The organism is Desulfuromonas sp., assembly GCF_002868845.1.
Taxonomy (GTDB): domain Bacteria; phylum Desulfobacterota; class Desulfuromonadia; order Desulfuromonadales; family BM501; genus BM501.
This window is the reverse complement of sequence record NZ_PKUB01000024.1, coordinates 1-10,930: the sequence shown is the minus strand read 5'-3', so window position 1 is coordinate 10,930 and position 10,930 is coordinate 1. Positions and strand designations below refer to the sequence as shown.

Genomic DNA, 10,930 nt, shown 5'->3' with positions numbered 1-10,930 from the left:
GTTGTTGTTCTCCTGGGGGAAGCGGGCCAGGCTCTCGATCTCCTGCTCGGCCTGTTTGCGCTCGGTGATATCGAGAATGGTTCCGACCAGCCCTTCGACATTCCCTCTGCTGTCGAAAAACGGGGCTTTATGGAACTGAAGGTCGCGATCACGCCCGTCGGCACCGACAAACTTGTTTTCAACAATCTGGATCTGCCGTGTCCGAAAGAGTTCCGCATCGGCCGTACGATACTGCTCGGCCATATCCGGGGGGAACAAATCTTCAGAGGTGCGGCCGATGACTTCATCGCGAGAACGACCGATAAACTCTTCGCTGGCGCTGTTGCAGCCGAGGTAACGGCCCTGGACATCCATGTAGTAGACGGACAAGGGGATGGCGTCGAGAAGGGTCTGCACCAGGCGAGCGTTATCCCGCAGCTTTTGTTCCACCTGCCGGTGCAGGCGAAGCGTCCAGGCGAGGGCCAGCGACAGACCGAGCAGGCCGGTCATGATGCCCAGCCCCGCCCAGAGGTACTCCTTGTTCACGGAATAGAACGGCGGAGGCCGGTTGAGAACGAGACTTCCCGGGGGCAGGGATTCGGGGGAGATGCCGAACCGCTGCAGTTCGGGGTAATCGAACATATAGACGTTCGCCCCGGAGCGGATCACCGGAATGGCGTCCGGGTCCTCTCCCGCCAGAACGCGCAGCGCCAATCCGGCCGCCAACCGCCCCTGGCGCTCGGAGCTGACCACCTTGCCCCCCACCGCCCCCTGGCCGAGGAAAAAGTCCCAGAACCCGTAGAGGGGAGCCGAAGAAGCTTCCCGGATGCGCCGGCAGCTCTCGGCAAAGGGAAGAATCCTTCCGCTCCGGTCCCGGACGAAGCCATAGATGGAAATCAGTCGGTTGGCGGGAAGACGCCCCAGGCGCTCTTCGATCTCTTCTGCCGGCAAATCGTCCCAGAACTGGAACCGAACCGGAAAACGGGGCGCGAGCGCCTCCAGGGCCCGGCGGAACAGGCGACCGGGCACGTTGTCGGTGCTGCCGATAAAGACGAACTCCTCGGCCCCGGGGTGCAGGCGCAGGGCCAGTTCGATTGTCTCGGCAAAGGAAGGGCTGTCATCGACCCCGGTCATCCCCCCCGCCGCCGGATCCGCCGGCCGGTAACCGTTGACCCCGCAGAACACGATCGGGGTGCCGGCGAAGAGGTCATGCCGGTGCTTGAGAACGTAGTTGAAAGCGTCGTTGTCGTAGAGAAGAACGAGGTCGAAGCGACGGCCGGCCAGCTTGTGGTCGAAAACCCCCTCAAGCACGTGGTCGAGGTATTCGGTGTCGTGGTAACGCTTGGCGTCGAGATATTCGACGTGGAGCTGGGGAGGGTCGCCGGCTTCGGAGAAGACCTTCTGCATCCCAGCCATGATCCCCTCTGTCCAGGGAAAGCCGTGGTGATAGGAGTGCAGGATCAGGACCTTTTTCGGCTCCCCAGCTGCCGCAGCCGGCCCCGGGAAGCACAGGGCGATCCACGCCCCAAGCAACAGCAAGGCGAATACCCGGCGATACCTGGCCCGCACCAAAAGACTCATGGTTCATTCCCCGGACAAGTCAGCCTTCCCTGTTCCTGACCGCCGTCGGCCTCCGGCCATCGCTGGACAAAATCGATGCACAGAGGGAAAGCACATAAAGCCATGGGAAGACAGAACCATTATGCGTCAGATGGCTGTTTATTCAACCTTGGCGAGGACTGCGTGACCCCGGCACAGGGGGCGGCTCGATGCCGCAGGTCGGCAGAAAGCCGGCGAGATCGTCCGGCAGGGGGCTCTCCACGGCCAGCGAAGCGCCGCTGAAGGGGTCTGCGAAGGCGAGGCGCCGGCAGTGGAGGAAGAGGCGCGGCAGCTCCGGGGGGCAGGGACCGCCGTAGCGGCGGTCCCCGAAGACGGGATGGCCGAGGTCGGCCAGTTGGCGGCGGATCTGGTGCTGGCGCCCCGTGTACAGGCTCAGCTCGAGCAGGGAGGCGGCCTCGACGCGGGCCAGGGCCTTGAAGGCCGTCATGGCCTCCTTGCTCATTCCCTTCGAGGGAACCTTCGAACACAACACGCCGCTGCCGGGGGTCCGCCCCGAGGCGAGGGCCAGGTAAGCCTTCTCCACCTCCTGGCGCATGAAGACCTTGCCCAGCTCCCCGCAGGCCTTCTTCCCCTTCCCGAACAGGATCGGCCCCGAGGTCTCGAGGTCGAGGCGGTGGACCGGGGCGACGCTGTAGCGCTCGCCGCGCACGGCAAGGAGCGCCTCGACCCTGGCGGTGAGGTTGTCCTCCTCGTGACCGGCGCTGGCGTGGACCGCCACCCCGGCGGGCTTGTCCGCGACGAGGATCTCCCGGCTCTCGAAAAGAACGGCCACCCCCGGCGCGGCAGCCGTCGGGGCGCCGAGCAGTTCGCGAAGCCGGCCGCTGTCCGGCAGCCGGACCTCGTCGCCGGAACAGAGGCGGTCCCCCTCGTCGAGGCGGCCCCCGGCTCCGAGCACCTTCCCCTTCTTCAACAGTTGGCGCAGGTAGGCCTTGGGGGCCGCGGGGATGCGGCGCTGGAGAAACTCCAGGGCGGACAGGGCGGTCTCCGAAGATTCAACGGATAATGTAATCATGGATGGAAGGATACCGCCTGGCGGCAGATAGGGCAAGGGGGAAGAAAAAGGGGCCAGGCGAGACAAACAGACTTCCTGACCCACATACAATCTTGCAAAACCGTCGGGTGGCAGGTATAAAGCATCGACTCCGAAGACCCCGCTTCACCTTTCCATCCTGAACCTCCGCTGAAGGGAAAACCGATGTCCCCGTTTTCGCCAGACGATCCGATGGAACCCCTCCCCTCGTATGACCACAAGGCCCTGCTCGAACTGGCCGGGATGCGCATGCCCTTCGGCAAGCACCAGGGAATGCTGCTGATCGACCTGCCCGAGACCTACGTCGTCTGGTTCGCTCAACAGGGCTTTCCCGAGGGGAGGCTCGGCAGGATGCTGCGGGCGGTCTACGAAATCAAGGTCAACGGCCTGGAGTTCCTCTTCGATCCCCTGCGCTGAGAACAAAAAAGACCGGCTCCCCTCGATGCAAGGCAGCCGGTCTCCAACTCGAAAAACACCTTTTGCTGTCGCCCTATTCCTTGAGCCTGACCCGCAGGCTCCCCTCCTCGATCGCGATCTCGTCGATGCCCGCGGCGAAGGCGCTCCAGAACCCCTCCCCGCCGCCGAACTCCTTCACCAGGTCCACGTTCTTCAGGTTGCCCAGCCAGGCGTTGGGCAGGGGAACGCCCCAGACGCTGACCCCCCTCAGGGCGACGACCGGCCTGCCCTCGGCGTAGGCGAGCTGGAGGCCCGCCGTCACCTTGAGGGTCTTGCCGCCGAGAAAGGGGAACTCCTCGTCGAGGGGGACGAGCAGCTTGGCGCTGTCCAGGTCGTCGGCGAGGTCGATGGCCAGCTTCGTCGCCAGGTCGGTGTTCTTCGCCAGCAGGGCGTTGAGTTCCTTCTCGCTCAGGACGATCTCCCGGTCCGCCCCCTCCTCGCTGTAGGCCTCCGGCTCCAGGGGCGCCTCCCCGGCAGACTGCGGCGGCTCCCGGCGGGAGGAAGGCCCCTTTTCAAAGGAGTCGAGGCGCTCCAGCTTGGCGTCGAGAGTCCTCTCTTCCTTCGCGCTCAGGGTCACCGGCTTGAATTCGGAGGGGAAGAGATAGGTCGTGACGGCCCACACCGCGGCCAGGGTCGCGATCACCGTGGCGACCACGACGATGGCGACGATCTTCAGCCCGCCGAGGCGCGCCCCCTGCGGCGGGGGTTGGACGTTCGGAGTTTCGTCGTTCACCGGCAGACCTCCCTCTTGTCGATGGTTTTTTATGCGTAACGCCGTCTGATTATAACAAATCCCGGCTGCCCGCTTTGTTCAACGAGATGTCAGTTGACCATGTGGAAAGTTTTCAGCCACGTTGCCAATATCCAAAAACATCGGAACGCATCGGAACCCAACCGCCATCGGATTCGGCAGCGCTTCCGGACCGGTTCCATTGCACCCACGAGCGTTGCCATCTGCAGGACACGTTGCCCTTCAACTGTTTGCCCACAAATCAGTCCTAGGCAAACCATCGGAATTAAAGCCGCTGAAAATTGAAACCCCCATGCTCTTTGATATTGTTAGCGATATGCTTGGAGCGTGGACAAATGAACATCCTTTTTATCTATCCTGAGTTTCCGGACACCTTCTGGAGCTTTAAACACGCGCTGAAGTTGGCCCACAAAAAAGCCTCCTCGCCGCCGCTGGGGCTTCTTACGATTGCGGCGATGCTGCCCCCGGATTGGGGCAAGCGCCTGGTCGACCTGAACGTCACCAAGCTTGCCGCGAAGGACCTGCAGTGGGCTGACGCGGTGTTTGTCAGCGCCATGCTGGTGCAAAGGGAGGCGACCCGTCAGGTCATTGACCGGTGCAGAAAAGCCGGGGTCCGGATCATTGCCGGAGGGCCGCTTTTTACGGCCGAACATGAGCAGTTCGAGGAGGTCGATCATTTCGTGCTGAACGAGGGGGAACTGACCCTCCCCCTGTTTCTGGCCGATTTGGCACAAGGAAAGGCCGGGCGCGTCTATGCGACTTCCGAATTCGCCGATCTCCAGACATCGCCCGTTCCTTTGTGGGAACTGGCGGACATGCGGCGCTATGCCGCCATGAGTCTGCAGTATTCGCGGGGCTGCCCTTTCCATTGCGAATTCTGCAACGTGACGGCGCTCTTCGGTCACCATCCCCGCACCAAGAGCACCGCCCAGATCCTTGCCGAACTCGACAGCCTCTACAACCAGGGGTGGCGGGGAAGCGTCTTCTTTGTGGACGACAACTTCATCGGCAACAAAAAGCATCTCAAGCAGGATCTTTTGCCCGCCCTTGCCGAGTGGCAGAAGAACAGAAGGAGGCTTTCTTTCTACACCGAGGCCTCCATCAATCTGGCTGACGACGAGCAACTGATTGACATGATGGTCGATGCCGGGTTTGACACGGTCTTTATCGGCATCGAAACGCCCAACGAGGCCAGCCTTGCCGAATCGGGCAAGGCGCACAACCAGGACCGAAATCTCGTTGAGGATGTCAAGCGGCTTCAGCGGGCGGGATTGCAGGTGCAGGGCGGATTCATTGTCGGCTTCGACAGCGACACCCCCGACATTTTTCAGAGGCAGATCGATTTTATTCAGGAGAGCAGCATCGTCACGGCGATGGTCGGCCTGCTTCAGGCGCTTCCCGGGACGAGGCTTTACGAACGCCTGAAACGGGAAGGGCGCCTGATCTCTGATGCGACAGGGGACAACGTCAGCATTGCAACCAATATCATCCCGGCCATGAGCCATGAAGCCTTGCAGGAGGGGTATAAAAATATCCTGCGGAATATTTACTCGCCCAAAAACTATTACCGACGGGTCAAGGGCTTTCTGCAGGAATACCGTCCGCCCAGGGTTCAATCCGCATTGAGCTTTCACTACAAGATGGCGCTGTTCCATTCCCTTTATCGCTTGGGGATTCTGGGCAAGGAGCGGCTTTATTTCTGGAAGACAATGCTCTGGACCCTTTTCAATCGCCCCCACTTGTTTGCCCAGGCCGTAACCCTCGCGATTTACGGCTACCATTTCCGAACCATCTGCAAGCGGTATATTTTGAAATGAAAGCTCCCCTGTTCGTTGTCAGGAGCGGCGGAGAAGGCGTTGAGACAGATCGGCCCGGGAACTTTTGCAGGCCAGTCCTTCCTTGAGAATGCGAGGTGCTTAGTGGGTCAAAATCCGGGGAAACCAGGAGAAGTCCTGCCAAAGAATGTCCGGGATGGCCAATTTAAAAGGATTCTGGAAACCACCACCGACGGAGTTGTTACACTGGACAAGACGGGGAGGTATACGTATGCCAATCCCGCTGCCGAGAGAATCCTGGGGGTTTCACATGAACTGATCCTCCAACGAACCTTTGACCAAACCGAATGGAAGTTCTCCACGATAACGGGCGCCCCCCTTCCCAATGATGAGACTCCCTTCAAAAGGGTTCTGCAGGAAACCAAGGCTGTCTATGGCATGAAACTGGTTATCGAGAGGCCCGATGGTGAGAGGATCGTGACGTCCACCAATGCCGCGCCACTCTTCGATGCCGATGGGCATTTTGACGGGATAGTGGGGGTCATCACCGATGTCACCGACCAGCAGGAACTCCTGGAACACAATCTCGCCTTTCACCATACCGTAGCGCACGATCTTCGTGGACCGCTCACGGTAATCCAGGGGCATGCTGAGATGCTAAAGGAAGCGTTTCGACAGGGCAAAGTCAAGGGCGGCGTTGTGCTGAACGTAGAAGAGATACTGAACGGCGCGGAAAAAATGAACGCCATGATTGAGGATCTTCTGGACACCTCGCGCATTGAAGGCGGGCAGGTCTCTCTGGAGCAAGAACCGATCGACCTGGACAGCTTTGTTTGGCCTCTCCTGCAAAAAACCCAAAAGGCCATAACTTTAAATCGGTTGGTGACACGAATTCCCCGGGGGCTGCCGGCCGTTTCGGCAGACCCTGCACGGCTGGAGCGCATATTGCTGAATCTTGTCAGCAACGCCCTCAAGTTCTCGCCGGCCGAGAGCAAAGTGATTATCGAGGCCCGGAAGATGGGCTGTGAAATCGTCATATCTGTCATCGATCAGGGAAAAGGGATCGTTCCTGAGGATTGTTCTCGGATCTTCAAGCGGTTTTTTCAGGTCAAAGGCCACCAAACTTCCAGCGGCGTCGGTTTAGGTCTGTATATCTGCAGGTTGCTGGTGGAAGGTCATGGCGGACACATCTGGGTTGAGAGCAAGCTTGGCGAGGGGAGCACCTTTCATTTCACTCTGCCGATCGCAGCAGAAGACATCTTGTAAAGTTCCCCGTGAGGAGCCATTTGAAATTAGAGTTTCCCGGATGTCACGATTTACAGGACGGGCATGCTCTCCCTGAAACAATATCCCACAAGTCGTGTTACAAATCGATCCTGAATCTTCTGGGGATTTTCAGAACAAAAAAGGCGCCAGTTACACGCCTGGTACCAATTGTAATATAGGCAAGTAAAGCAAGAGCCTCTAAGTCATTGAGACCTAGAGGCTCTTGCTATTCAGGGTTGTGATCTTCATCAGATCAAGCTTTCCCCCTTGAGTTTCTTTTGCCTACTTTTCTTTGCGATACAAAGAATAAGCAGGCCGGCTGTCGGGCCGGGACCCGACGGTTCCACGCATCTAAAAACGACCGATCAGGCCAGGGCCACTCAATCCCCGGCGCAGACCCCCCGCAGATCGGCGACCAGGGCGGCGATCTCCTCCTCGGCAGTGTTCCAGGAGCACATGAAGCGGGCGTGTCCCGAACCGATGAATGTATAGAAGTGCCAGCCCCGCGCCTGAAGAGCGTCGATGGCCGCCGGGGCCATCTGGACGAAGACGCCGTTGGCCTGCACGGGATGAACGATCTTCACCCCGGCAATCCCCTTCATCCCCTGCTCCAGTTTGCGGGCGCAGCGGTTGGCGTGGGCGGCGTGGCGCAGCAGGGCGCCCCCCTCGAGCATGCCGATCCAGGGAGCGGCGAGAAAGCGCATCTTGCTGGCGAGCTGGCCGGCCTGCTTGCAGCGGTAGTCGAACTCGCGGGCCAGCTAGGGGTCGAAGAAGACGACCGCCTCGCCGACGGGCATGCCGCACTTGGTGCCGCCGAAGGTGAGCACGTCGACCCCGGCCTCCCAGGAGAGTTTCCGGGGGGCGACGCCGAGGGAGGCGACGGCGTTGGCGAAGCGGGCGCCGTCCATGTGAACGCGCAGCCCGAGGCTCCGGGCCAGTTCGCCCGCCGCGCCGAGCTGCGCCGGGTCGTAAACAGTGCCCAGCTCGGTGGCCTGGGTCAGGCTCAGGACTTGCGGCTTGGAGTAGTGGATGTCGCTGCGGCGGTGTACCGTGTGCTCCACCGCCTCCAGATCGACCCGGCCGTCTTCGCCGGGGACGAGGAGGATCTTGGTGCCGTTGGAGAAGAACTCGGCGGCGCCGCATTCGTCGGTCTCCACGTGGGCCATCTCGTGGCAGACGATGCTGTGGTAGGAACGGCACAGCGAGGAGAGGGCCAGGGAGTTTGCGGCGGTGCCGTTGAAGACGAAGAAGACCTGGCAGTCGGTCTCGAAGAACTCCCGCAGCAGGTCGCAGGCCCGGGCCGTCCACTCGTCGTCGCCGTAGGCCCGAGCGTAGCCGTGCCGGACCTCCTCGAGGGCCTGCCAGGCCTCGTCGCAGATGCCGGCGTAGTTGTCGCTCGCGAACTGGATCTTCTCTGGGGTGCTGGACATGGTCGATTCCATCCTTTCCCGGCCACCCGGGCCGGCCTGAATACCCTTATATTACAGGGAAACGACAGGCGCGGTGAATCTTTTCCGCGATCCGGAAAGACGTCCCAAGCTCAAAAGGGGGCTCCGTCCCACCAAGGGGAGGGTTAACGTTTATAATTAGGACAGGACCTTTCGCCCCTTTCGAGACCGCAACCCTCTGTCGGAGCGGAACAATGGCCTCCCGGATTCGCAAGACGCTCTCCTCCTGCCTGCCCCGAACCATCCAGAGCCAGATGATCCTCCTGGTCTCGGCGGTGGTCCTGGTTCAGATCGTCGTCAGCGGGATCATCTTCGCCAGCCTGGTCGGCAACATCCTGACGGTGCAGATCGGCAGACGGGCCCTCGACATCGCCGGAACGGTCTCCGCCATGCCCGAGGTCCGGCGGGCGGTGGAGGGAGGCGACCCGGCGGGCATCGTCCAGGAGATCGCCGAGGCGATCCGCGGGAACACGGGCGCCGAATTCGTGGTGGTCGGAGACAGGACCGGCAGGCGCCTCTCCCACCCCGACCCGGCAAAGATCGGCAGGTTTTTCGTCGGAGGCGATATCGGACCGGCCCTCCGGGAGGGGAAGGCCTACGTTTCGAGGGCGGTCGGCACCCTCGGTCCCTCCCTGCGGGGGATCGTTCCGGTGCGCGGCGAAAGCGGCGCCGTCGCCGGCTTCGTCGCCGTCGGCTACCTGACCGAAGACGTGGAAAAGACGGTCCGCGCACAACAGAGGGAGCCGCGGGTCTTCGTCTTCATGATGATCCTCATCGGGCTGCTCAGCGCGGTGCTGATCGCAAAATACTTCAAAAGGGCGATCCTGGGCCTGGAACCGGCCGAGATCGCCTCCCTCTACCAGGAGCGCGGCGCCATTCTGGAATCGATCCGGGAGGGGGTCGTCGCCATCGACGGCGAGGGCGCCGTCCGCCTTGCCAACAGGGCGGCCCTGAATTACACCGGGCTTGACCCGGCCCTGCCGGTGGTCGGCCGGCCGGTCGAGGAGATCCTCCCCGGCGCCGACATGGAAAGGCTGCTGAAAACGGGAGCGGAAGAATACGACCGGGAGCTGGTCGTCGGCGGCAAGGAGATGGTCTTCAACATGGTGCCGGTCTTTCACCAGGAGCAGGTCATGGGGATCGTCGCCAGTTTCCGGCGCAAGGACGAGCTCGAGCGGCTCGCAAGGGAACTGGCCCAGACCCGGGAATACACCGAAATGCTCCGGGTCCAGGCCCACGAATACTCCAACAAGCTGCACACCATCGCCGGGCTTCTTCAGCTCGAGGCCTACACCGAGGCGCTGGAGCTGATCCTCACCGAGTCCTCGGGACACCAGGAGCTGATCCAGCTGCTGGGCGAAGCGGTCCCCCACCCGGTGGTCTCCGGCCTGATCATCGGCAAGTACAACCGCGCCCGGGAGCTGAAGATCGCCTTCGACATCGACCGGCAGAGCAGCATGCGGGACATCCCCTCCCGGATCGGCCAGGAAAAAATAGTCACCATCCTGGGCAATCTGATTGACAACGCCCTCGAGGCGATTCGCGACAGCGCCAACCCCCAGGGGAGCCTCAAGCTGTCGATGACCGACATCGGCGACGACCTGATTTTCGAAGTCGAGGACTCGGGCCGGGGAGTCGACCCCGAGATAGCCGACAGAATTTTCGCAAAGGGGGTCTCGACCAAGGGGGCGGGAAAAAGGGGCGTCGGGCTCTACCTGGTCGCAAATGCCCTCGAAGAGCTCGGGGGCGAGGTCACCGTCTCCGGCGGGGAACTGGGGGGCGCCCTCTTTACCGTGATGATCCCCAAGGGAAAGGCGGACGAGGAATGAAAACGATACGGGTGCTGATCGTCGAGGACGACCCGAGGATCTCCGAACTGCACCGGCGATTCACCGAAAAGGTGGAGGGGTTCGAGACCGTGGGCATCGCCAACACCCTCCCCGAGGCGCAGGAGATGGCGGAGGTCCTCGAGCCCGACCTGGTCCTGCTCGACCTCTTCTTCCCAGAGGGGAGCGGCATGGACCTGCTCTGGAAACTGCGGTCCCAGGGACGCCAGGTCGACCTGATCCTGATCACCGCCGCCAAGGAGGTCTCGGCCCTGCAGGAGGCGATGCGCGGAGGCGCCTTCGACTACATCATCAAGCCTGTGGTCTTCGGGCGCTTCGAAGATTCCCTGCGCAAGTTCCGCGAGCACCGCGGCCAACTCGAGGGGCGCGACACCCTCGAGCAGTCCGATGTCGACAAGCTGCTGCACCCGGCCGCCGCGGGCTCCGGGGACACGTCGCAGGCCCCGAAGGGGATCGACCCGCTGACCCTGAAAAAGGTCGTCAAGGTCTTCGAGGACGCCTTTGCGGAGGGCGCCGGCGCCGAAGAGGTCGCCGAGCGCATCGGGGCCAGCCGCTCCACGGCGCGCCGCTACCTGGAGTTCCTGGTATCGACGGGGTGCCTGCGCGCCGACGTCGTCTACGGCACCGTCGGCCGGCCCGAGCGGAGGTATTCACGCAAGTAGGGGATTATGAGGTTGCGCCGGCGGGTGGCAGGAAAAGGGAAGCCTGCCCTCAGGCCCTCCTGAGAATTATTATCCCTCGCTGACCTGGCTTTCGAC

Annotated in this window: 8 protein-coding genes and 1 pseudogene; 5 read left to right on the top strand and 4 right to left on the bottom strand. The window is 61.9% G+C overall.

Annotation, left to right across the window (positions count from 1 at the left end):
• On the bottom strand, positions 1-1,560 hold a 1,560-nt coding region (locus C0617_RS07600), incomplete at its 3' end, for a PAS domain-containing protein (RefSeq protein ID WP_291316420.1).
• Positions 1,561-1,702: 142 nt separating this feature from the next.
• The gene (locus tag C0617_RS07595; protein WP_291316419.1) at positions 1,703-2,611 is read right to left on the bottom strand and encodes an RluA family pseudouridine synthase; all 909 of its coding nucleotides are present in this window, start codon (positions 2,609-2,611) and stop codon (positions 1,703-1,705) included.
• A gap of 210 nt (positions 2,612-2,821) precedes the next feature.
• On the opposite strand from C0617_RS07595, the gene C0617_RS07590 reads away from it, so the two are divergent.
• Positions 2,822-3,046: a DUF3820 family protein gene (locus C0617_RS07590; protein WP_291316418.1), complete on the top strand. Its 225-nt coding sequence runs from the start codon at positions 2,822-2,824 to the stop codon at positions 3,044-3,046.
• A gap of 73 nt (positions 3,047-3,119) precedes the next feature.
• Here C0617_RS07590 and C0617_RS07585 read toward each other — a convergent pair whose 3' ends face one another.
• Positions 3,120-3,818, bottom strand: a complete 699-nt coding sequence (locus C0617_RS07585) for a hypothetical protein (RefSeq protein ID WP_291316417.1) — start codon at positions 3,816-3,818, stop codon at positions 3,120-3,122.
• 353 nt (positions 3,819-4,171) lie between these two features.
• On the opposite strand from C0617_RS07585, the gene C0617_RS07580 reads away from it, so the two are divergent.
• Both C0617_RS07580 and C0617_RS07575 read left to right on the top strand, forming a co-directional pair.
• Entirely contained in the window at positions 4,172-5,653 is a 1,482-nt protein-coding gene (locus tag C0617_RS07580; protein ID WP_291316416.1) for a B12-binding domain-containing radical SAM protein, read from the top strand.
• Between the two features lie 39 nt (positions 5,654-5,692).
• Positions 5,693-6,877 carry an ATP-binding protein gene (locus tag C0617_RS07575; protein ID WP_291316415.1) on the top strand — a complete coding sequence of 395 codons (1,185 nt, stop codon included), beginning with the start codon at positions 5,693-5,695 and terminating at the stop codon, positions 6,875-6,877.
• A 380-nt stretch (positions 6,878-7,257) separates the two neighbouring features.
• On the opposite strand, the pseudogene C0617_RS07570 reads toward C0617_RS07575, so the two are convergent.
• Positions 7,258-8,319 (bottom strand): annotated as a pseudogene (locus tag C0617_RS07570) (low specificity L-threonine aldolase).
• Between the two features lie 200 nt (positions 8,320-8,519).
• On the opposite strand from C0617_RS07570, the gene C0617_RS07565 reads away from it, so the two are divergent.
• Positions 8,520-10,154, top strand: coding sequence for a sensor histidine kinase (locus C0617_RS07565; protein ID WP_291316414.1), 1,635 nt, complete (start codon positions 8,520-8,522; stop codon positions 10,152-10,154).
• Positions 10,151-10,834, top strand: coding sequence for a response regulator (locus tag C0617_RS07560; RefSeq protein WP_291316413.1), 684 nt, complete (start codon positions 10,151-10,153; stop codon positions 10,832-10,834). The genes C0617_RS07565 and C0617_RS07560 overlap by 4 nt, the downstream gene beginning before the upstream one ends.
• Positions 10,835-10,930 lie beyond the last annotated feature (96 nt).

What these genes read in the sequence shown, in the direction of transcription:
- C0617_RS07595 (WP_291316419.1), bottom strand. Translation starts at nt 2,611, where the DNA reads ATGATTACATTATCCGTTGAATCTTCGGAGACCGCCCTGTCCGCCCTG.
- C0617_RS07590 (WP_291316418.1), top strand. Translation starts at nt 2,822, where the DNA reads ATGGAACCCCTCCCCTCGTATGACCACAAGGCCCTGCTCGAACTGGCC.
- C0617_RS07580 (WP_291316416.1), top strand. Translation starts at nt 4,172, where the DNA reads ATGAACATCCTTTTTATCTATCCTGAGTTTCCGGACACCTTCTGGAGC.
- C0617_RS07565 (WP_291316414.1), top strand. Translation starts at nt 8,520, where the DNA reads ATGGCCTCCCGGATTCGCAAGACGCTCTCCTCCTGCCTGCCCCGAACC.
- C0617_RS07560 (WP_291316413.1), top strand. Translation starts at nt 10,151, where the DNA reads ATGAAAACGATACGGGTGCTGATCGTCGAGGACGACCCGAGGATCTCC.